General features: G+C 33.5%; 20 protein-coding genes, 1 pseudogene and 1 other annotated feature. Of the genes and pseudogenes, 18 read left to right on the forward strand and 3 right to left on the reverse strand.

Annotated elements, in window-relative coordinates; all coding sequences use genetic code 11:
• Positions 1 to 44: 44 nt before the first annotated feature.
• Positions 45 to 383 (reverse strand): c-type cytochrome, encoded by a 339-nt coding sequence (locus ACIQXF_RS13640; protein ID WP_402783665.1) that lies wholly within the window; start codon positions 381 to 383, stop codon positions 45 to 47.
• A 439-nt stretch (positions 384 to 822) separates the two neighbouring features.
• Between ACIQXF_RS13640 and resA the strand changes: the two genes are divergently transcribed.
• From resA to ccsB, 3 genes are all read left to right on the forward strand, one after another.
• The gene (gene resA, locus ACIQXF_RS13645; protein ID WP_402783666.1) at positions 823 to 1,359 is read left to right on the forward strand and encodes a thiol-disulfide oxidoreductase ResA; all 537 of its coding nucleotides are present in this window, start codon (positions 823 to 825) and stop codon (positions 1,357 to 1,359) included.
• 126 nt (positions 1,360 to 1,485) lie between these two features.
• A complete protein-coding gene (resB, locus tag ACIQXF_RS13650) occupies positions 1,486 to 3,114 on the forward strand; it encodes a cytochrome c biogenesis protein ResB (RefSeq protein ID WP_402783667.1) in 1,629 nt (542 codons plus the stop codon).
• A gap of 3 nt (positions 3,115 to 3,117) precedes the next feature.
• A complete protein-coding gene (gene ccsB / locus ACIQXF_RS13655; protein WP_402783708.1) occupies positions 3,118 to 4,305 on the forward strand; it encodes a c-type cytochrome biogenesis protein CcsB in 1,188 nt (395 codons plus the stop codon).
• A 125-nt stretch (positions 4,306 to 4,430) separates the two neighbouring features.
• Here the strand turns inward: ccsB and ACIQXF_RS13660 are convergent, their stop codons facing one another.
• Positions 4,431 to 5,486 carry a cytochrome-c peroxidase gene (locus tag ACIQXF_RS13660; RefSeq protein ID WP_402783668.1) on the reverse strand — a complete coding sequence of 352 codons (1,056 nt, stop codon included), beginning with the start codon at positions 5,484 to 5,486 and terminating at the stop codon, positions 4,431 to 4,433.
• Between the two features lie 778 nt (positions 5,487 to 6,264).
• On the opposite strand from ACIQXF_RS13660, the gene ACIQXF_RS13665 reads away from it, so the two are divergent.
• From ACIQXF_RS13665 to ACIQXF_RS13730, 14 genes and pseudogenes are all read left to right on the forward strand, one after another.
• Entirely contained in the window at positions 6,265 to 8,394 is a 2,130-nt protein-coding gene (locus tag ACIQXF_RS13665) for a type IA DNA topoisomerase (protein WP_402783669.1), read from the forward strand.
• A gap of 112 nt (positions 8,395 to 8,506) precedes the next feature.
• Positions 8,507 to 8,763: a binding site (T-box leader), on the forward strand.
• A gap of 65 nt (positions 8,764 to 8,828) precedes the next feature.
• Positions 8,829 to 10,055, forward strand: a complete 1,227-nt coding sequence (locus ACIQXF_RS13670) for an MFS transporter (protein WP_402783670.1) — start codon at positions 8,829 to 8,831, stop codon at positions 10,053 to 10,055.
• A 109-nt stretch (positions 10,056 to 10,164) separates the two neighbouring features.
• On the forward strand, positions 10,165 to 10,497 hold the full coding sequence (locus tag ACIQXF_RS13675; RefSeq protein WP_402783671.1) for a GNAT family N-acetyltransferase: 333 nt from the start codon (positions 10,165 to 10,167) through the stop codon (positions 10,495 to 10,497).
• Between the two features lie 116 nt (positions 10,498 to 10,613).
• Positions 10,614 to 10,811 (forward strand): hypothetical protein, encoded by a 198-nt coding sequence (locus tag ACIQXF_RS13680; protein WP_402783672.1) that lies wholly within the window; start codon positions 10,614 to 10,616, stop codon positions 10,809 to 10,811.
• A 121-nt stretch (positions 10,812 to 10,932) separates the two neighbouring features.
• Positions 10,933 to 11,299 (forward strand): annotated as a pseudogene (locus ACIQXF_RS13685) (IS1595 family transposase); the annotation flags it as partial.
• Positions 11,300 to 11,328: 29 nt separating this feature from the next.
• A complete protein-coding gene (locus ACIQXF_RS13690) occupies positions 11,329 to 11,808 on the forward strand; it encodes a hypothetical protein (RefSeq protein ID WP_402783673.1) in 480 nt (159 codons plus the stop codon).
• Between the two features lie 194 nt (positions 11,809 to 12,002).
• Positions 12,003 to 12,923, forward strand: a complete 921-nt coding sequence (locus ACIQXF_RS13695) for an ABC transporter ATP-binding protein (protein WP_402783674.1) — start codon at positions 12,003 to 12,005, stop codon at positions 12,921 to 12,923.
• The gene (locus ACIQXF_RS13700) at positions 12,907 to 13,644 is read left to right on the forward strand and encodes an ABC transporter permease (protein WP_402783675.1); all 738 of its coding nucleotides are present in this window, start codon (positions 12,907 to 12,909) and stop codon (positions 13,642 to 13,644) included. The genes ACIQXF_RS13695 and ACIQXF_RS13700 overlap by 17 nt, the downstream gene beginning before the upstream one ends.
• Positions 13,645 to 14,063: 419 nt before the next feature.
• The gene (locus tag ACIQXF_RS13705; RefSeq protein ID WP_402783676.1) at positions 14,064 to 14,495 is read left to right on the forward strand and encodes a MarR family winged helix-turn-helix transcriptional regulator; all 432 of its coding nucleotides are present in this window, start codon (positions 14,064 to 14,066) and stop codon (positions 14,493 to 14,495) included.
• Positions 14,496 to 14,565: 70 nt separating this feature from the next.
• Positions 14,566 to 16,329 (forward strand): ABC transporter ATP-binding protein, encoded by a 1,764-nt coding sequence (locus tag ACIQXF_RS13710; protein ID WP_402783677.1) that lies wholly within the window; start codon positions 14,566 to 14,568, stop codon positions 16,327 to 16,329.
• Complete coding sequence (locus ACIQXF_RS13715; RefSeq protein WP_402783678.1) at positions 16,322 to 18,148, forward strand: ABC transporter ATP-binding protein; 1,827 nt, start codon at positions 16,322 to 16,324, stop codon at positions 18,146 to 18,148. Before ACIQXF_RS13710 ends, ACIQXF_RS13715 begins: the two co-directional genes overlap by 8 nt.
• A gap of 403 nt (positions 18,149 to 18,551) precedes the next feature.
• The gene (locus ACIQXF_RS13720) at positions 18,552 to 19,430 is read left to right on the forward strand and encodes a GNAT family N-acetyltransferase (protein ID WP_402783679.1); all 879 of its coding nucleotides are present in this window, start codon (positions 18,552 to 18,554) and stop codon (positions 19,428 to 19,430) included.
• 170 nt (positions 19,431 to 19,600) lie between these two features.
• Positions 19,601 to 20,347, forward strand: coding sequence for a DUF2087 domain-containing protein (locus ACIQXF_RS13725; RefSeq protein WP_402783680.1), 747 nt, complete (start codon positions 19,601 to 19,603; stop codon positions 20,345 to 20,347).
• 403 nt (positions 20,348 to 20,750) lie between these two features.
• Positions 20,751 to 21,323 carry an AAA family ATPase gene (locus ACIQXF_RS13730; RefSeq protein ID WP_402783681.1) on the forward strand — a complete coding sequence of 191 codons (573 nt, stop codon included), beginning with the start codon at positions 20,751 to 20,753 and terminating at the stop codon, positions 21,321 to 21,323.
• 230 nt (positions 21,324 to 21,553) lie between these two features.
• Here the strand turns inward: ACIQXF_RS13730 and ACIQXF_RS13735 are convergent, their stop codons facing one another.
• Entirely contained in the window at positions 21,554 to 22,594 is a 1,041-nt protein-coding gene (locus ACIQXF_RS13735) for a flavin-containing monooxygenase (protein WP_402783709.1), read from the reverse strand.
• Positions 22,595 to 22,978: 384 nt separating this feature from the next.
• On the opposite strand from ACIQXF_RS13735, the gene ACIQXF_RS13740 reads away from it, so the two are divergent.
• A complete protein-coding gene (locus ACIQXF_RS13740) occupies positions 22,979 to 23,293 on the forward strand; it encodes a thioredoxin family protein (RefSeq protein WP_402783682.1) in 315 nt (104 codons plus the stop codon).
• Positions 23,294 to 23,346: the final 53 nt, after the last annotated feature.

The raw sequence follows: 23,346 nt of genomic DNA on the forward strand, positions 1-23,346 counted from the left end.
AGCAGTTCTTTCATTCATTCGCTACGAGCAAAATATTCTAAAATTTATTTTTTCTCTGCTAACCATTGAGCTAATGTCTCTGCTTCTTCACCTTCTAATAGTCCGCCAGGCATTGTTGTTTTTTCTATACCATTTAAAATAATGTCTAATAATTCCTCTTCATTATATATAGAGCCAGTAGTTACTAATGTTGGGCCTACGATACCTTCTAAATTTAGGCCATGACAATTAGCACATTTATTGTTATATAATTCTTGACCTTTTTCATTGATTGCTATTGCTTTATCTTCTATAGCATCACTCTCCTCATTACTTTTATTGCTACAGCCAACGATCCCCAGTGAGATTATTAGCAAACTTACCAACAAACCTTTTCTTAGCATTATACTTCCTCCCAATACGAAGTTATTTTTGATAGAAAATAATTCACGTTCACGCTAAATATGAATGATTTCTAAACATTATAATATTCAGAATATGCGTAATGAACAATAAATTATTTTGTTATATAAATAGTCATAAATTAGATTGACTTTCGACAAACTTTGTTAACATTTTTTTTGCAGCCTTGAATGTAGTTAAGTGTGAATAAATACCTTCATGAAACTTCGTATACTCCTAGTTTTCTTGTTAATAAGATAGTTTTTTTACTATAAATACAGATTGAAATATAAATAATTTGACTTTTCTTGTAATTTTTTAGAAAGCAGCAAATAAAAGAAAAAATGAGGGTGAAAAATTATCATATAATTTTCATTTTTCCAAAAAAACAACCTTAGTTTCAATGATATACTGAAAGCGCATATAAGAGGGGGGGAGTGTATGGAGACAAAAAAGAAAAGATTAGTTATGAGAACCGCTGTCTTGTCAGTCATTATTAGTGCATTAATTTATACTTTGTATTTGAATTTTTTCAAAGAGAAAGCAGCTGCAGTTTCAATTGGTGATGAGGCACCAAATTTTATTTTAAAAGATATGAATGGTGTGGAATTTCAACTATCGAATTATAAAGGAAGAGGGGTTTTTTTAAACTTTTGGGGAACGTATTGTGGTCCTTGTGAAAAAGAAATGCCTTATATGAACAACGTATTTGAGGAGTATCAAGCAGACGGTGTAGAAATTTTAGCCATTAATATTGGTGAAGCCGAGTTACGAGTTAATAGCTTTATAGATAAGTATGGATTGAATTTTCCTGTTCTGTATGACAATGGTGGCACGGTAACAAGTTTATATAGTTTTATTCCGTTACCTACTACATTTTTAATTGATGAAAATGGGAAAATTGTTGATATTATATCTGGAGCATTATCAGAAGAGGATATTCGGGAAAGTATGGATAAAATTAAACCAGTATCATGATACATAGGAGGGAGGGAATTTTTCTCTTGTTAAATGGACAGTGGGCTGAATTTTACAATTTTTACTGTCTATATAACTATAAGAGATTATATTTTTATGGATAAAGTGAAATGCGACTGTGGTCATGTGAATCCGATTGGTACTAATTTTTGTGAAGCTTGTAATAGGAAATTAGAAAATAACGAAAAAGATGTAAGAAAATTAGTCGACATGCGTTATGAGGGAGCTACAAGACGTTCAGAAATCTATAACAAATCCTTCATAGATAAAGTTTGGAGTTTTTTCTCTTCTGTTAAAGTTGCCATTTTTCTACTTTCAATTACGTTAGTTGTATCAGCTATCGGCTCATTATTACCACAAGAAACGAATACTGTGATTCCCTTTAGTACAACTGTTGAGCAATACTACGATGATAAATATGGTGTATTTGGCACTGTTTTTTATTGGCTAGGATTTCATCATTTATATAGTGCTTGGTGGTATATTACGCTAGTTTTTTTAGTAGCTACCTCTTTAATTATTTGTAGTTTAGACCGTTTTGTACCCCTGTATCGTGCATTGAAGAAACAACGTGTTGAACGCTCTGACGGATTTCTGAAACGTCAACGTTTTCTTTCATCCACAAAGATTGCTAGTTCAAAAGTGGAAATGTCAGAATTAGAAGAGCAGTTTAAGAAGTATAACTATAAAGTTAGAGTCAAAAACCAAAGTCTTTTAGCTGAAAAAGGGCGTTTTTCCCGTTGGGGTCCGTATATCAATCACATTGGGCTAATTATCTTCATTGCGGGTTGTATGTTACGTTTGGTTCCAGGAATACATATTGAGAAATCTTTAGCCGTTAGAGAGGGAGATACTGTCGTTATCCCCGGAACAGATGGCGAATATTATTTCAAAAATAAAGAATTTATCGTAGAAATGTATAATGAACAAGACAACGAAGCATTTGCAACGGCTTTAGAAAAAAGTAATGGTTCAATTATAAAAAATTATACAACAGAAGCTGTCTTATATAAATCTGTTGGTGAAACTATTCCCGGTGATACGCCAGAATTAGAGGAAGTTACCGAATACTCTATTATGATGAATAATCCATTGAAATTCGATGATTATGCAATTTATCAGATGGGTTATGATGTTCAATTTGGTGATATTACATTTGAATTACAGAAGAAGATGAATTCTGATGAAAAACCAATTGGTACAATTACGATTGATTTAATGAATCCAGAAAGAACATATGATTTAGGTGATGGGTATGAAGTAGTTATTGAAGAATATTTCCCTGATTTTTCTTTAGACGAAAATGAAAAGCCAACGAGTATATCGGCTAATCCAAATAATCCTTTTATTGTATTTAAAATAATTTCACCAGAATCTCCTGTTGGAGAAACAATTTACTTTACGATGTTAGGCTTAATTGAGCCAGACGATTCACAAAATAAGTATGCCTTGAAATATGTACAAGGAGGCAATAACTTTATTTCATATTTACTAGTCAAGAAAGACTTAATGCTACCAGTTTTGTTTGTTGGAGGAACAATTTTTATAATTGGTGTAATAATAGGTTCTTTTTGGTATCATCGTCGAGTTTGGATAACTGTGAAAGAGGACGAAGTTATAATTGCAGCTCATACAAATAAAAACTATTTTGGGTTAACAAGAGAGCTGGAAAAAGTTTTGGAGGGATTACCGTTATCGATTCCAGAAGATCAATTAGAAGATACTAAAAAGAAAAAATTACATATGGAGGATTAAATGATGCAAGAAGCAAGTGGATATTTATTAACGATAGCCTTTGTTTTATACTTAGTTGCAACATTATTTTTTGGAGCTTCTATACGTCAAAAAAAAGCTGAAACGATAAAGAACTCATCAATGATTGCTAATGTTGGTATTACTATTACAATTTTTGCATGTATTTCTCACATTATTTCCTTTATACTTCGTTGGATAGTAGGTAGATATCCACCTGTCAGTAATATGTATGAATTTACAACCTTTTTTGGATTGATGTTTATTATCGCATTTATTATATTATTTTTCATTTATCGTTTAAATGTATTAGGCTTGTTTACATTACCATTAGTTGCGTTAATGATAGGTTTTGCCAGTATGTTTTCAAGAGACATTACGCCTCTTGCACCATCATTGAATAGTAATTTTTTACAAATTCACGTAATGTTGTCTGCCCTAGGACAGGGGATTTTAGCGGTTAGTTTTGTTATTGCTATCATCTATTTAGTAAAAGTAGTAGATCAAAATGTTAAATCTAAAAAGACTTTTTGGTTAGAAGCTGTTCTATATACATTATTTGTTACAGCAGGGTTTATTATTGCTACTCTCTCATTTAATATTGTAGGCGGATATTCAGCTGTTTTCCAAATTGATAATGGCGAAAAGTATATCGAATATCGAATGCCAATTATTTTGGGTCCAACAGAAGGTGTGTTAGTATCCGAAACGGGCTCCGATCCAATTATGGAAGCACCTTCGTTTATTGGTAACTTTGTCGATGCAAATAAAATTAACACGTTTATTTGGTCACTTATTTTTGGAACAGTTTTGTATATTTTTGTACGTTTAATGACGAGAAAGCGATTTGCTGCTATTTTACAACCTTATACTAAAAATATTAGAGCGGATTTGCTAGATGAAGTATGTTATCGTTCTGTCCTAATTGGCTATCCCATTTTTACTTTAGGCGCTTTAATTTTTGGTATGATATGGGCACAGCTTGCATGGGGTAGTTTTTGGAGCTGGGATCCTAAAGAAGTTTGGGCATTAGTATCTTGGTTGTATTATTCTGTTTTTTTACATTTACGTTTATCACGAAATTGGCAAGGTGAAAAATCTGCATGGTTAGTCATTGCTGGATTTGCACTTATTATTTTCAATCTAGTATTCGTTAACTTTTTACTTGCAGGTCTACATTCTTATGCAGCTTAATAAAGAGCGAAAAACACTGAGCCTCTAGCTAGAATCAGCAAAGTGTCATGTGCATGAAAATTACATTAAAATCATAGAACAAACGCCTACCTTAAAAGGTAGGCGTTATTACGTTTGTGCATGATTTAGTATGCTTCAGGTGCTTCTACTACTGGTACTTCTCCACCTAAAGTTTCTATGAAAGCAACTAATTGATTAATTTCTTCATCAGTTAAGCCAAGTGGTTGGATTAGTTCACTTTTATTCGTATCTGTTCCTCCACCTTTGTTATAGAACTCAACAACATCTTTTAATGTAGCTAAACTACCATCATGCATATAAGGGGCTGTATGAGTAATTCCACGTAAAGAGGCAGTTCTAAATGCACCCTTATCAGCATCATTATTAGTTACTGCATAACGACCTTCATCGCCTTCAATACCTAAGTTATAGTATTTACCATCAGACAATGTAGGTGTAGCATGACACGTAATACAGCTCGCTTTACCAGTATATAATACCATACCATTTTTAGCTTCATCAGAAATTGCCGTATCATCACCGGCTAAGTATTTGTCAAAGGCAGTATCTTTAACTACAATTTTACGTTCAAATGTAGCAATTGCTTTCAAAATATTATCAACAGAAATTTCTTCACCAAAAGCTGTTTGGAAATCAGTTACATAGGCAGGAACTGCTTTTAATTTCCCTACCAATCCGTCAAGATCTTGGTTCATTTCACCTGCAGCAGTAATAGGTCCTTTTGCTTGTTCTTCTAAACTACTAGCACGTCCATCCCAAAAGTTTTCAGAATAATACGCGGAATTGATAATTGTAGGGCTATTTCTAGGTCCTTTGAAACCTTCAAATCCAATAAATGTTGCTAAGTTATCTCCATATCCTGCTTGAGGTTGATGACATGAACTACAACTTTGAACATTGTTTCCAGATAATCTTGAATCAAAGAATAAACGTTTTCCTAACTCAACTTTTTCATCTGTAATTGGGTTATCTTCCGGAACCGGAACTTCCCCTAATGGCTGGAACATAGCTTTCGCAGAAGCAATAGCGTTCTCATCAGTAGACACAGTTACTTTAGTTTCTTTGTCTGTTGCTTCTGTGGTGGTCGCCTCATCTGACGAACACGCTGACAAAATACCGATTGTTAATAAAGATGTCATTAACAAAAAATACTTTTTCATTTGTTATCCCTCCAAAAACTTTTTTCAAATTCATGAAAAATGATATGCTAGAATCCATAACTTTCCTTCCAACATATTTACTACATGAACTCACAATTTATTATATTACAAAAATCCCTATATTTTTTTCGAATTTCCAATAGATTGTGATAATAAAGTGAATTTTCTGAAATTTAAGCACTGTTAATACGGTTGGAATATTTATAATGTGCCGTAAATAGGGCTTATTAATGGCAGAGAAGCTGTCCGTAGCAAAGTACATTGCAGATGCTTTGCACATTAAAATCAAAATATAGTATGCATGAAATAGTTAGTTTCGTTTTTATATGTAGACTAATTGAATGGGATTGCTAGTATAATGGGTCACAAAGATCCTATGCAAAATGGGGTTTTCCTGTTATATTGCTATATTTTTTACACTCTGAGAGTCGCATAATAATGTGGCTCTTTATTTTACTTAATAAAATTTTATATTTGAATTTGAGGAATATGATGAAGTTGCTGGAAGTCGTTCTTCAGAAGGTCATCGTTATTATGAGATTGAAGGTTAAAAAAGCACAGTGAGTTCTGTGCTTATAATGTTATAATTTGTTTTCTTTTTCTAAAAATATTGGAAGGGTGCATCTGGTGCAAAGATTTTAGTAAGTGATATTTTAAATTGTTTAAAGTAAAATAGTAGTACAATTCATATAAAACTCAACTAATAATTCAATTAGTTGGGTTTTATATTTTTATAGAAAAACAACTAAAAAATATTTTAAAGAAGATGTGATGATCAATGGGGAAAATCGCTATTTTGGCAGAGAAACCATCTCAAGCAAGAGCTTATGCAGACGCATTTAAAATTAAACGAAAAGAGAAAATCTTTATTGAATTGGAACCTTGTTCTACTTTTCCTCAAGGTGCAGTAATTACCTGGGCAGTTGGCCATCTCGTTGAATTAAAGGAACCAAAAGAATATCAAAAGGAATGGGAGAAATGGTCGCTTGGATCATTACCTATCATGCCACAAAAATTTGAAGATAAAGTTGTCTCTAAAATGTATTCACAATTTAATGCTGTAAAAAAAATCTTTAGTGATCCTCAAGTAACAATGATTTATAACTGCTGCGATAGTGAACGCGAGGGTTCAAATATCTTCTACTCACTTTTAAAAATGACAAAAGTAAATAAGCCTGTTAAACGATTATGGATCAATTCATTAGAGGTTGAAGAAATTCGAAAAGGTTTTAATAATATGCAAAGTAATGAGCGTGATTTGCTTATGTACCAAGAAGCAAAAACACGCCAAATTAGTGATTGGTTAGTAGGTATGAACTGTAGTCGCCTATATACGCTACTTTTACAAAAAAAGGGGTTTAAAGGTAGTATCTCTATCGGACGTGTGCAATCACCAACCGTATATTTAATTTATAAAAGACAACAGGAAATCGAACATTTCAAGCCTGAAAATTTTTATGAAATTGAAGGGATTTTTAAAGCACAAAATGGTGTATATAAAGGGAAGGCACAGTTAAAAACAAAAGAGCGGGCAGAGGCAGTGCAATTATTGCATCAACATGGGGTTGAACCGATAGATACAGGTCTAATTACGAGTGTAACGAACAAAACGAAGCGTATTGCACCACCAAAACTACATGCGTTATCAACATTACAAGCCGTCGCCAATAAACGTTGGAAATACAGTCCGTCGCATGTGTTGAAACTAACGCAATCACTTTATGAGAAAAAGCTCGTTTCGTACCCACGAACCGATTCACAGCTCATTACACATAATGAGTTTGCCTATTTAAATGAATCATTGGCAAAATACCAGCAGCTCGTGAAAAAGTCATTTAATGCGATAAATCGAGGGAATAACAAACGCTATGTCGACAGTGCCAACGTAGGGGAGCACTATGCTATTATTCCAACGAAAAAAGTGCCGACAGAAAAAGCTTTACAATCAATGAATGCTGATGAACGAAATATTTATTTCGAAATAGTCAATACGACACTCGCCATGTTTCACCAAGACTATGAATACGATGAAAAAACGATTATAACAAATGTCAAAAAATTAGAGTTTAAAACGGTAGGGAAAACAGAACTTGTAAAAGGATGGAAAGAATTATTTTCAAGTGAAAAAGAGTTGCAGGAGCGTGAAGAGTCGTTACCTGCCGTATTCCAAGATGAGATGGTCCAAAGTAAGGTTTCTATTCTAGAAGGCACGACAACACCTCCTAAGCCATATACAGAAGGGCAACTCATTACGATGATGAAAACGTGTGGTAAATCAGTTGAGGATGAAGAAGAAATCGAGGTGCTGAAATCGATTGAAGGTATTGGTACAGAAGCGACTCGCAGTGGCATTATAGAGACGATTAAAAAGCATGGATTTATTGAAGTACGAAAAAACATAGTGAGCATTACGCCTAAAGGGGAGCTTTTATGTCGGGCAATTGAAGGGACATTACTTTCAAGTCCATCTATGACTGCAAAATGGGAAATTTACTTAAATAAAATTGGGCGTGGAGAAGGCTCTGCAAAACATTTTATTGAAAACATAGGCAAGTTTGTTAATCAATTAATAGCAGAGGTACCTAAACAGTTAGAGTCACTCACAATCGAAGCCGAGCAGTTTAAACCAGCTGTTGTGAAAGATATTGTGACGTGTCCAACATGTAAAGTAGGAAAAATGGGTTTGCGTAAAAGCTTTTACGGTTGTTCGAATTATAAAAATGGTTGTAAGCAAACGTTCCCAGAAAGGCTATTAGGAAAAAAACTAACTGAAAAGAACATTAATGATTTATGTAAGATTGGTAAAACAGCTGTGGTTAAAGGGTTTAAATCAAAGAATGGTAAACAATTTAATGCGTCACTTCGTTTGATAGAAGGGAAAATTGAATTTGACTTTAATGCAAAGTAAAAGCGAAAGAGATTTAAATTTCATAGTTATTTGTCATAAAAATAATTAGTGGTCTTTCTTTTTTTGTATTGAAATTTAGTTTGGGATAGTATAAAATTTACAAAATTGCATATAAAAAGCTATGAAAAGAAGAGTAAACATACGTACTATCTACAGAGACCTCTGATAGCTGAAAAAGAGGGATAGGAAATATGTTGAAACAAGCCTTTGAGCCGTGCATCGGATTTGGAACAATGATGGTGTAACGTATTCTCACGTTAAAGAGATAGAGTATCGCAGGTGATTTATTCACAAAGCTGTACTCGATAAGGCTTCTGCAGCAATGTAGAAATGAACTGGGGTGGCACCGCGATATGACTCGCCCCCAAGATAACAATCTTGGGGGTGAGTTTTTTTATTTTGTTTTCTAAAAAAATAAAATAGGAGTGGTGATTATGTCCAGATGGAAGTATCCTTTAATACTTTTAGGAGGAATAGGCATTTCAAATGTGGGTGCATGGGTTTACCTAATCGCACTAAATTTAATTATTTTGAATGAAACAGGTTCCCCATTTGCAATTGCTTTATTGTATATACTAGGTCCAATTGCAACTATTTGTTCTAATGCTTGGTCAGGTAGTTTAGTTGATCGGGTAAATACACGGCGACTTATGATGGGATTAGATGTTTTTAGAGCAATATGTATTGCGTTAATTCCATTTTTACCTTCACTTATTTATGTTTATGTACTAGCGTTTATCATTAATATGGGAAGTGCTATTTTTCAACCTACATCTATGGTTTATATGACTAAACTTATTCCAGAAAAAGATCGGCAACGCTTTAATGCACTTCGTAGTTTTATCAACTCTTGTGGTTCACTAATAGGTCCTGCTATAGCTGGGATATTATTTTGGATGGGTACTCCTTATACTGCCATTCATGTAAATGCAGTGGCTTTATTTTTTTCGGCACTGATTATCATGATGCTACCAAATGTTGATTCAGGGCTCAAAGAGACAGAGGGACAAAGATTTACATGGGATATGATAAAAACAGATTTTTGGGTTGTTTTTAATTTCAGTAAGGACGATACCTATATTACAAAGATATATTTATTATTTAGTGGTACTACTATATTCATGACCGCAATAGATTCTCTTGAGGCAGCATTTGCTAAAGGCGTACTTTCAATATCTGACACCAATTATGGGTTTTTGTTAAGTGTCTTTGGAGCTGGAATAATAATAGGATCAATTATTAATTCGGTATTTTCAAAACAACTTGCCGTTAATCTTTTAATAGGTATTGGTACCATTTTTACCTCAATAGGATATTTAGTACTTTATAGTTCGAGTAGCTTCTTTAGTGCAGTGCCTGGTGTATTTTTAATCGGGTTTGCTGTAACGTTTGCCAATACAGGGTTTTTGACTTTCTACCAAAATCATGTTCCTTTGAAGATGATGGGAAGATTCGGAAGCATCTTTAGTGTTATTGAAGCAGGTTTCATTGTTGCTTTAACGGTTTTAATAGGTTTAGCTGCTGAATTAACTTCAATCCGTCCTGTGGGGTTAATGGGTTCATTTGCCTTCCTCTTATTAGGGTTATTGGCATTAAAAGCTGTATCAGGTGCTAAACGGCAGGAATATTTTAAAAAAGCTGCTTCTTCTATAAACAGTTAATTAAAAAAGCTTGAATCACACTTTACTATGTTATGCATTAGAAATGGGCGAAAAGTGCTGAATTAAGGTATTAGGAAACTTATTAAAATCGTATAAAGGGGTCGAATAAATGAAATACATTGAATCTGAAAAGGTCACTGAAGAAGAAAAAGAACATATTATTCAAGAGTTATTAAAATACAATCTTGATAACATTGAAGATAAGTTAGTAAAAGATATTGGTCTTTTTGTAGAAGATGAAGAAGGAAATAGAGTTGCGGGGTTGATTGGTGATACACATGGAAATTGGTTAGAAGTAGAGTATTTATGGGTAAGTGAAAAACTTCGTGGACAGCATATTGGTACGGATTTGATGCGTAAAGCTGAGAAGATTGCTATTAATAGAGGATGCAAGTTTGCCTCCCTAAATACGTTTAGTTTTCAAGCCCTGATTTTTATGTGAAGCTAGGCTATAAAGAAGAATTTGTACTCAATGATTATCCGCTAACGGGTAAGCGATACTATTACACAAAAAAACTTTAAGATTCAATTGTTAATGAGAACGTTTTGGAATTCTTGTTGGCTTTTTCTAGTTTTGTTATTTTAGCCACAAAAGCATTGAGAAAAAGAGGCAGGCCAAAACCTGCCAAAACCTGCCAAAACCTTAAAAAGCGCGAGAAATCAATTTTAGAAACGGTTGATTTTTCGCGCTTTTCTGATGTGAATTTTTTTATTTTGCGTCTTTGCCTCTTTTTTAAAGGCTCTGTTAAAGAATAATGTTGAATTGGATAATTTTACAAAATTTTGTTATAATTATATAAGAACGAACATTCGGTGGTTGTAATGGTGAGCAAAGCGTTTAATAACTTGTTAAAGCATATCGACAAGCTATCTCAAGTTGATTGGCTCAAAACTATCTTCTGAAAATGTTCTTGTCACCGATACTTGGGGAGCTTGTAAAATTTATGCAAGAGAAAAAGGATTAGAACATTATAGAATTAAGTCTAATGACGGTAAACACGTAATTAAGGGCTTGTATCACATCCAAAATGTAAATGGTCTCCATTCACGTTTGAAACAATGGATTGACCGTTTTAAAGGTGTGGCTACCAAATATCTCGACAATTACCTCAGTTGGTTCTTGTTCGTAGATAGCCATAGTAATGAAACTACAAAACATAATATAAAAGAGTTTTTTAACATCGTTTGTATTTGAAATGACGGAAACAAATGATAGTTTACGCTTGTCAAAATTCAGTGCATAGTGCTTAGTAAACTAATTAAGGAGGGGATTGTGATAAAAAAATATGTTCTGATTTTGTTATTTTGTATCACTTTAATATTATCGGCTTGTACTCAAAGTGAAGAGGATACACAAGAATATTCAGGAACTATTGGTGATGGTAAAGCTATGGATTATGAGTACACCGTAACCAAAGAGGAAAATTCATTCACTTGGAAGATTGGTTACAAAGGAGATATAACTACTATCGAAGAAAGTATCGACAATAAAGATGAATTACTAAATTTTATGATGGCTGTAAGCGATAGTAAATTGATACTTTCAAAACTAATCATATCGTTATCATACTTTTTAATTGTTGTAGTATTTTCGTTCTTCCTTTATAAGAAGAACAGAAAACTACTTAAAGATGGTGCAATTGTAATTGTTTTAGCAAGTATTATTGCATTATATATTGCCATTGATGCCTCTGTTGATTTAAGTATTGCACTACAAGATATAAAACTACACTATCTAAGGCTAACTATTTGAGTTAATGGGGAAACCCCATAAAAATAGGGTTTCCTTTAAGTTTGCCTAATTATCAACATTTAATTTTTACAGGCGCTTTTTAAAAAAGTATTTACTCATATTACGATACATAAAAAAACATTTAAGATTGAACCTTTTCTACTTATATTGTGATTTTAATATAAATAAAAATTTCTGAGGGTTGGTGAAACATATTGGATTATTTATTAGAAACAGTTGATCTTACAAAGGATTTTAGTTCACAAAGGGTGGTCGATCAACTTTGTTTACATATTAAGAAAGGAGAAATATACGGATTTCTTGGAGAAAATGGGGCAGGGAAGACTACAACTATCCGCATGTTAATGGGGTTATTAAATCCAACTTCAGGTTCCATTTACTTCAATGGACAAGAGTTTTCAACACAGTATCCTTCAGTACTAAAAAATATCGGAACAATTATTGAATACCCAGGTTTTTACCCAAATCTAAATGCAAGAGACCAACTTAAAATAAGTAGTAACCTTATGGGGGTAAAAGATGAAAAAAACATTGACCAAGTCTTAAATACGGTTGATTTATTAAAATGTAAAAATAAAAAAGTGAAAGATTTTTCCCTAGGAATGAAACAAAGACTCGGTATAGCAAGGGCGATTTTACATAATCCTGAATTCTTAATTTTAGATGAGCCTACAAATGGTTTAGATCCAACGGGTATACAGGAAATTCGTGAGCTTCTATTACATTTGTCTCAAGATTTAGGAAAAACCATTCTTATTTCTAGTCATATTCTAAGCGAAATCGAACAGTTAGCAGATACGATAGGCATTATTCATCAGGGTGTTTTAGTTGTGGAAGACAATTTAAATAACTTGAAAAGTAATTTTAAAAAGCAAGTTAGACTTAAAGTTGATAATCGAGAAAAAACCATACAATTGTTACGTGAGAAAATACCTAATATTACCTATGAACTAGTAAATGAGAACAATCTTCTAATTTTAAGTGAAATACCTAATGAAGCGTTAATAACGAAATTATTAGTTTTAAACCAAATAGAAGTTTATGAAATTACAACTATTCGTCAATCTTTAGAAGATTATTTTATAAATATAACAGGTGGTGGGACTATTGGTTGAAGTATTAAAATCGGAAATGTTAAAACTTAAAGGAACAAAAATTGCTTATATTGTCCCATTCCTGACTTTAGCTACAATTTTTTTAGTATTTTTTATGTATGCGTCTAACCCAAAATATTCAATTGATGAATTGGGATGGGATGAATATTATATGACTATCTATATGATTTTTAATATGATGACTGGCATCTCCATGTACTATATCTTTGCTGGATATATTTTTTCAAGAGAGTATCAAGATAATATGGATATAGTACTTTTTACAAGTTCTATACCAAAACATAAATTTCTAATTGGAAAGTTTTTAATCGTTTTAGGCTTTATTATCTTTTCCATGGTTATTGTTTTATTACTTCCTTTTTTACTTGGAATAACAATTTCAAACGAACCTTTTACAATTCAATTATTTTGTAAACAATTAAAAACGGTATTGTTAATGACTCTGATGCACTTTAGTCTAATACCTATAGGAGCATATTTTTCTATAAGATGGAAGAATATGCTGTCTGTTGTCTTGTTATTGGTAACTATTTTATTTTTAAATTTAATTTTAATAAATGCACCAATTAATACTCTTTTTCCTTGGGCTGTTCCATTTATTTTTAGTCCTAATGAAGCAGGAAGAACGTTTACCAATTATCCATTGGGAATATTTACATTGATTTTCACATTTATTTTAGGCAGTGCTTTATGCAGATATGAATTTTACAGAAAGAATTAAACCAATATTTACATTTCCAGTTGATTTAGAGTTCACGGGTAGATTAGAAAAATCCTTATCTAAATTCGATGCTATTCTGAGATATGAAAAAAATCCAGATAACGAATACTTAGTTGGAAAATCGAGTTTGCTGAAAATAAGGATTTTAAATTAAAAATTAATCTTCTTATACCCTAGTTATTTTGACATTTCTAAGCTTGTTTTATTTCAAAGCCAAACCACTTACTAGTTATAAAAAGTGGTTTTGCTTTTTTGTTGAATTTTTTGCAGACATTATGGCAAACTGATTATAGATAAATCCGAACATGGTTCATCGACACCTAAAGGCTTAAGCATCTTATGGAAAATTGAGGTAAGTACGCCATATCAGGAATGCTAATAAACTAGTGTTTATAGTTTACATATTGGAGGTTGAAAAATTGAGCAAAAGGAGATCAGTTGGATTAGAGTTACGTACATTATCTCTGTTAATGAGAAGACAATTGGATCATACACTAATGGAAAAAGAAAACCTTACTGCCATGCATGGTTGGACCATTAGTTATCTTTACAAAAACCAAGATAAAGATGTCTTTCAAAAGGATTTTGAAAGAGACTTTTCTATTCGTAAATCAACAGCATCTAGAATACTAAAGACTATGGAAAATAATGGTTTTATTACAAGGCAATCTGTTCCCTATGATTCAAGACTTAAAAAAATTGTCTTAACAGAAGATGCGCTTAAAATTCACGACGGTATCATGACTCGTAGAGCGATGCTTGAACAAAGATTACTAACAGGTATCCCGGAAGAGAAACTTGAAGTTTTTTTTGAAGTAATGGATGCCATGAAAAGTAATATAGAATCTTAAAGAAATGCTATTTTAAAGTTTTTTTCACTATATAGTTAGCATGCTAACTAAAATGAGGAGGAATGCAAATATGTTGAAAATATTTAAATACTTAAAACCAAAAGAATGGACGCTTATTGTAGCCAGTATCGTGTTCATTGTAGGGCAAGTTTATTTGGATTTGAAGTTGCCGGATTATATGGCTAAAATTACGACTCTTGTACAAACAGAGGGCAGTAAAACGAGCGAGATATGGGCAGCTGGAGGGAAGATGCTTTTATGTGCCCTTGGCAGTATGATATTGGCAGTCGTTGTCGGCTATTTTGCGGCAAGGGTAGCAACATCTCTCTCAAAGGAATTGCGAAAAGGCGTATTTGACAAAACGTTATCTTTCTCTATGGAAGAGATTAATGGTTTTTCAATCGCAAGTCTAATTACTCGTTCTACTAATGATATAACGCAAATACAGCAAACTGTTGCAATGGGTCTTCAAGTGATGATTAAGGCTCCGATCCTTGCAGTATGGGCTATTTTAAAGATTACCGGGAAAAGTTGGGAGTGGTCTGCGGCAACAGGAGTAGCTGTCATTGTTTTACTTATTATGATAGGCAATTTGATCATCTTTGTGCTACCGAAATTCAAAGTCGTTCAAAAATTGACAGATAACCTTAACCGAGTAACAAGAGAAGGTTTAACGGGTATTCGTGTTGTTCATGCTTATAATGCACAAGGGTATCAGGAAGAAAAATTTGAAAAAGTAAATAAGGATTTAACTGATACAAATCTTTTTGTGAATCGACTTATGGCCCTTATGCAGCCTGGGATGGGTCTGATTATGTCAGGTTTAACTCTTTCTATCTATTGGATTGGAGCTCATTTGATTAATAATGTAGGGGGAATGGATCGAATCGGTTTGTTCAGTGATATGGTCGTATTCTCATCTTATGCAATGCAGGTGGTTATGGCATTTATGCTCTTATCAATGACATTCATTTTGCTTCCGAGAGCAGCAGTATCTGCAGCCCGTATTAATGAAGTGCTAGATACACCTCAGACAATTATTGATGGAGACATACAATCGTCACCTAAGGGAATCGAAGGGGAGATCGAACTGCGTCATGTTAGCTTTAAATATCCTAATGCAGAGGACTATGTTTTAGAAGATATTAGCTTTACGGCACATAAAGGCGAAACTGTCGCTTTAATCGGTTCTACAGGTAGTGGTAAAAGTACGCTAATCAATTTAATCCCAAGATTTTACGATGCTACTGAGGGCGAAGTATTAGTCGACGGCATCAATGTGAAAGAATATGCACAAGAAGCTCTTCATAATAAGATTGGCTACGTTTCTCAAAAAGCCGTATTATTTTCAGGTACAGTTAAATCTAATGTTGCCTACGGTGATAACGGCCAGACTTCTTCAAAGGATGAGGGTATCAAAAAAGCTGTGGAAATCGCCCAAGGAAAAGAATTTGTCGAGACAATGGATGGCCAATATGAAGCGGATATTGCTCAAGGCGGTACAAATCTTTCAGGAGGACAAAAACAACGACTTTCTATTGCAAGAGCAGTGAATAGAAAACCAGAGATCTTTATTTTTGATGATTCGTTCTCTGCCCTAGATTATAAAACAGACCGTCAACTTCGTTCTACTTTGAAAAAAGAAACGAAAGGTGCAACTTCTTTGATTGTGGCACAGCGAATTGGAACGATTAAAGATGCTGATAAAATTATTGTTCTTGACGAAGGTAAAATCGTTGGTATGGGGAAACATAGTGAGTTACTGAAAACTTGTAAGACTTATCAGGAAATCGCCTATTCGCAGCTATCAAAGGAGGAGTTGGAAAATGCCTAATACACAAAATAAGCCTCGAAAAGGTCCAGGTGGTCCAGGTCATATGATGGCTCCTGGGGAAAAGCCAAAGAATTTCAAAAAGCCTTTGGGCAAGTTGATTACCTATTGTAAACCTTATTTACCAGCGATTATCTTTGCACTTGTATTAGCAGTTGTAGGAACAATTTTTACGATCATTGGACCGAATAAGCTTAGTGAGATAACCGATTTGATAATGGAAGGCATGATGGGTGAGATTGATATTACGGCTATTGGAAAAATCGGTCTACTCCTTGCTATTTTGTATGGATTGAGTTTTATTTTCAATTATATTCAGGCGTTTATTATGGCTACTATTACGCAGCGAGTTTCCAAAAGGTTACGGTCAGATATTTCAAACAAAATCGATAAATTACCGTTGAAATACTTTGACTCTACAACCTATGGGGATGTGTTAAGTCGTGTCACGAATGATGTGGATATGATTGGACAGTCACTAAACCAAAGTATTGGTTCGCTAGTGACAGCGGTAGTTATGTTCTTAGGATCTTTGATTATGATGTTCTCTATTAATGTTACGATGACACTTTCTGCCATTGCAGCAACTTTCGTTGGATTTGCCTTAATGACCTTTATTATATCCAAATCCCGAAAGTACTTCATACGTCAGCAGCAAGACCTTGGTAGAATTAACGGTCATATTGAAGAAACTTATTCAGGGCATGATGTCATGAAGGTTTATAACGGTGAAAAAGTAGCGAAGCAAGAATTTAATGAAATCAACGAAAGTCTATTTAATAGCGCTTGGCGAGCACAGTTTATGTCGGGGATGATGATGCCTCTCATGATGTTTATTGGAAATTTAGGGTATGTCGTTGTTTGTGTAGTAGGTGCTGCACTAACAGTGAAAGGCTCCATTACCTTTGGTGTTATCGTTTCATTTATGGTTTATATCCGCTTATTTACGCAGCCATTGTCTCAGTTGGCACAGGCAGCTACAAGTTTGCAGGCAACTGCCGCAGCAAGTGAACGGGTATTTGAGTTCTTAAAAGAAGAGGAGCTTGAGGACGAAAGTGATAAGAAAGTTACTTTAGACGCCAAAGAGGTCAAAGGCAATGTGAAATTTGAAAACGTTAAGTTTGGGTATACGAAAGAGAAACTTATTATTAAAGATTTCTCTGCGCATATAAAAGCCGGACAAAAGGTTGCCATTGTTGGACCTACCGGGGCTGGGAAAACAACGCTTGTTAATCTTCTCATGCGTTTCTATGAAGTAGATAGTGGGGAAATCAAGATTGAGGATGTACCGACTAATTTGATTACTCGTAAAAATGTACACGACTTATTTTGCATGGTGCTGCAAGATACTTGGCTATTCGAAGGTACCATTAAGGAAAATATCGTTTATAACAAAAAAGATGTAACCGATGAAGAAGTGGTTGCAGCTTGTAAGGCAGTAGGGATGGACCACTTTATTAAAACCTTGCCGAAAGGTTATGATACAGTTTTAAATGATAAAACAAGTTTATCTGTAGGACAAAAGCAACTTATTACCATTGCAAGGGCAATGGTTAAGAAAGCACCGTTGCTAATTTTAGATGAAGCTACTAGCTCCGTTGATACGCGTACTGAAGCATTAATTCAAGAAGCAATGGATAAATTGATGGTGGGAAAAACATCATTTGTTATTGCACATAGACTTTCAACAATTAAAAACGCCGATTTGATTTTAGTTATGAAAGACGGAGATATTATTGAAAGTGGTAATCATGAAGAGTTGCTTGCAAAAGAAGGATTCTATGCGGATCTATATAATAGTCAGTTTGAAGATGCATCTTGAATTGTTGATGATCAAACCCGGCGGAGTAATTAACTATTTACAATATTTAGTTTGCTGTAGTATGATGAACAGGAAATATTTTCTGAAAAGAGGTTTTGATTGAATATGATGAAACTTATTAATGGCTAATAAAAATTCAGTGAATTTTATAGTATAAAGAGTGGAACTAATGAGTAATTTTTTTAGTTTTATTCGAGTTGCTCTTTATACATTATCCATTAGAAGAAATCATATCCAATCAAATTATATTTAGTAAATCACATCTTTTTATTCACAAGAAGAATAGGTTTATTTGTAATGAATTTAATTTGGCTATGAGAAGGATTTCTTCTTATAGTCTTTTTTTATGCCGAGGCATAATTGATTGAAAAGAAAAAATAAAAGAAAAGGGGTATACAAAACTATGTCAACCTATCAACTCATACATGACTACAAAAATAATCAGCTGTTGAAAGAGAGTTTTAATGAATTAGCAAAATTAGTTTTTAACTTGGATTTTAGTAAGTGGTATAACAACGGGTACTGGGGGGATAGCTATGTCTGTTATTCATACATGGATGGCGATAAAATTATCGCAAATGCGTCTGTTAATTTTATGACAGTTCTTTTGAATGGTAAAGAATATAATGGCATCCAGATTGGGACGGTAATGACACACCCAGATTATCGTCATCAAGGCTTATCGAAAAAGTTAATGGATCATATTCTCAAGGAATATGAGGATAAATGTGATTTTCTTTATTTATTCGCCAATGAGACTGTACTAGATTTCTATCCGAAGTTTGGATTTACGAGAATACAAGAGACTCGATATTTTATAGATGCGGATTCATTGGAGGGCGATTCGAACAGACCCGTTCGACAATTAAATACTGAAAATGACAATGATGTCTCATTAATGAAATTGTATGCAAAGGAACGAGTTCCTGTATCATTCGTTGTAGCTGTAAAAGGTAATGAAAATTTACTAATGTTCTACTTCCTTATTGCGTTCCCTGACGCCATTTATTTTCTTGAGGAACAAGAAGTGATTGTATTATTCGAAGAAGAGGAAGGGGAATTACACCTCTTTGATGTTATTAGTAGAAAGCAAATTGATTTGGACAAAGTTTTAAAAAACATTGTATCTCCAAATACAAAGAAGATCATCTTTTACTTTATCCCTGATTATGAGGGGGTAGAGTCTGAATTAATAGAAGAAGAGGATGATGTTTTGTTCGTTCGACCAATGATTGAATTCGGCACAAAGCAACCATTATTCCCATTAACATCACATGCATAATGTAAAAAAGCACCCTTTACCCCACAATGAAAACAAAGAAGTGGGGCGGGACATAAAAGCAGTGGGACGACCCCAATGATGAAGTTTCCCTTTAATGGGTGCTTTTTTTACATATAAATAAACTTATTGTATATTATTTATTAAATAATAAACGTAGAGAGGTTTTGTTTATGAATATGAATGATATGACAATCGAACAATTATCAAAGGGATATGTAGACACAGGGGATACATATGAATGTATATTTTGTAAGGAAACATTTGATGCCCAAGAAGTATTCAATATAGACAATCGATTTTTTACAGCGAAAAAGGCTTTGCAGCTCCATATCGAGCAACAACATGGCTCTGTGTTTGAAGCGTTAATTCAATTAGATAAAAAATATACAGGTTTATCAGAAGTGCAAACGGAATTGTTGAGGCTATTCGCAACAGGATCATCCGATAAAGAAATACTTACTAGCACTTCGGCAAATAGCATTTCAACAATTCGACAGCATCGATTTAAATTGAAGGAAAAAGAAAAACAAGCAAAAGTTTTTCTAGCTATTATGCAGGCTTTAGAAACAACAAAAGTTTATGAACCAATTCATCAGGGGGCAACACAGGTGGATGAGCGTTATGCAATTACAGTAGAAGACAAAGGAAAGGTATTAGCCACTTACTTTAAACAGGGCTTGGATGGTCCTATTGAAAGTTTCCCGAGTAAGGAAAAGCGTAAAATAATTATACTGCAACATATAATTACGAAATTTGAAATAGGGAATAAATATAGCGAGAAAGAAGTAAATGCCATTTTAAAGTCTATTTATAGCGATTATGTTTCTATTAGAAGACACTTAATTGAATATGGTTTTATGGAACGAAACGACGATTGTACAATGTATTGGGTGAAAGAGAATTTTAGCCCAAAATGACTAATAGAGAAAGGCAGAAATGTTGATTTAACAACATCTCTGCCTTTCTCAATTTGCTTTAATAAGATCTATTGGGCGGCCGCTCATTATTTTTGCGCTTTTATTAATTCAATATATTGAGAGTCCCCAAGACCATAAGGATTCTATTAATGCGGAATTAAAATTGTTAATCAACTATAAAAGCATAGAATTTATTCGAAAATATGCTAAAATTTTAAAAGTATTGTATCCATCTTCCTAAATTCTATTGTGTTTCCTACTTATATGCATCCTTCCACTATAACCTCATTTTGTAGAGTTTTTAACCTTCCAAAATATTTTCAATCCTTTATAAATTCTAAGGCAATGTATTTTGAATTTTTATGACGCAATTGTTGAATCAGGATAAGGAGGAAGCTTTTAAATGTCTAATAAAAAAATATATAGAGATAATTTTATTGTTATAACTGGTGGACCTGGTTCCGGTAAAACTACAGTATTGGAAGAAATACAGAAAAACGGCTATAAGATCGTTTCTGAAGTAGCAAGAGAAATCATTCAAACACAGGTTTCTTCTAACGGTGATGCACTGCCTTGGAAAAATGTTAAGAACTATCGTGATTTAATGTTAGATAAATCAGTGGATAGTTATCTTGCCGCATTATCGACTCCTACAAACCAACCCTTGTTTTTTGATAGAGGCATTCCAGATACACTTACCTATTCACATTTAATTAATATTTCCATTTCAAAAAAACTTGAAGATGTAGCTCGGAAATACAGGTATAACAAACAAGTTTTTATATTACCACCTTGGAAAGAAATATACATTAACGATCAAGAAAGAAAACAGGATTTTGACGAAGCAGTAGAAACTTATAATATAATGATGGAAACTTATAAACAACTTGATTATGAAATAATGGAAGTTCCTAGAATGGGAATTAAACAAAGAGCAAACTATATTATTGAGAATGTTTTACATAACTGTATGTAAAACGAATCTAGATGTGTATACTTTGATATAGTTTTGTTTAATCGCAATTACTTTAAACAGAAAAGGATTCTTTTTTCATGTTTAAAGTAAAAAAGAGTATCCCAAGGAAAAGCTATGGTCTCTTTTCCTTGGATTTTGTCTATGCAACAGCTGGGAAAAGACTATTAATGTACTACTATAGATAAGGGTGGACAAGCAATTATCAATTATGCTTAGGAGAAATTGAAAACTTAAATCATCTTTTTCAGAACGGAATATAAAAACTCAGCATCTTCTCCTACCCCACAAATAAGTGCTGATCCTCTTTGATGTTGCCATGGTAATCCAATATAATATAACCCTTGTATTGGACTCACACCTCTTTTATGAAGTGGAAAACCTTTATCATCTAAAATTCCCTCTATGTCTATCCATTTGTAGTCAGGAACAAATCCTGTTGACCAAATAATATTTTGCACGTTTCTTTTACTAAGATCGTTAAAAGTTATTTCTTCTCCTTGTGTTTGTATGACTCTTGGTTTAATATTAATTTTTTTCTTACGAATCAGATGCTTAAATTCAAGGCCGAAAATAGGGTCACTTTGTTTTCGAAACCATGCTCCGCGCCTAGTATCAGTCCCTGCATATAAGAGACCAATCTTTTCTAACCAGTAAAAAATGCTTTTGCCCATGATTTTGAGTGGTAAAAATTTAAATGGATGGCTAATAGCAATGATTACTTCACGATTTTCTGCAAGTTCAGTCGCAATTTGCGTACCAGAATTTCCTCCTCCAATCACTAGAACAGGACCATCTGGAATCATCTCCGGTGATTGGTAATGGGAAGAATGAATTTGAAACACCTCTTGGGAAAGACTTTGGGAAATTGAAGGAATAAACGGTTTCTGAAAAGCACCAGATGCGATAATAACATGTTTGGAAAGAAATACCCCCTTATCAGTAGACACTTCAAATGTACTTTTAATTTTTTGTACTTTATGTACAGTTGTCTCCATTTTCACTGGCAACAAAAAACAGTTAGCATATGTTTCAAGATAATTCGCGATTTCATCCTTTGTTGGTAATGCGTTTTCATCTCCTTCTAATTTCATCCCTGGCAGTGAACTATATGACTTAGGTGTAAATAGGATCAAAGAATCATACCTGTTTCTCCATGTGTCTCCAATTCTTTTTTCTCCATCAAGTATGACAAAATTATAGCCTCCTTGTTGCAAGTAATACCCCATACTTAATCCAGCTTGCCCAGCACCAATCACAATAACATCTAACATATCTTCATCTCCACTTCCTATTTTAAAAGATAATACATGAATATATGAGTAATTATTCATATATTCATGTATTAACGTTCATTATAGCAATTCCTTCCCACACGTCAAGAGTTTACATCAATTTTAATTAGAGATTTTTAAACCTCTTTTAGCAGCTGTTTTTTGCGAGAAAGCATAGCGGCAGTAGCAGATACAGTAGCCCCCATCTCTATAGGAGGTGGGTTGAATGCGGATTTAAGTTACTTTTCAGCGGGTGTCCTAATTACTTAATTACGGAAATTTAAGTTCTTAAATGTTAATTGGAAGAGGGATAGCAGGGTCTAATAAAAATTACAAGCATATTATATCTTCAAGATTTTTATTTCCATAAAGGAGGAGAAAATTATGTCAATTGTTCATGTAACAACAAAGAGTGAATTAAGAGAACACTTAAAAACTAAAAAGATTGTGTTAATAAATTTTTGGGCTGAGTGGTGTGGCCCGTGTAAAATGTTCGCAGGGGTTCTTAAGCAACTTAATGAAGAATGCAGTGGTAAGGTGAAAATTATAAAGGTAAATGTTGAAAAAAGCCCAGATATTGCAGCGGAATATAAGGTAATGGGAATTCCTAATTCTCGATTGATCATTCATAATAAATTACATGAACCAATTGTTGGATATGTGCCGTTAGAAAAACTAAAGCAAATTATTGGAGTTTAATTCTTCGGAGGAAATCAATTATTGGTGGAGGACCAGCAGAATATTAGCCCCTA

The organism is Lysinibacillus sp. NPDC097231 (assembly GCF_044761885.1).
Lineage (GTDB): Bacteria > Bacillota > Bacilli > Bacillales_A > Planococcaceae > Lysinibacillus.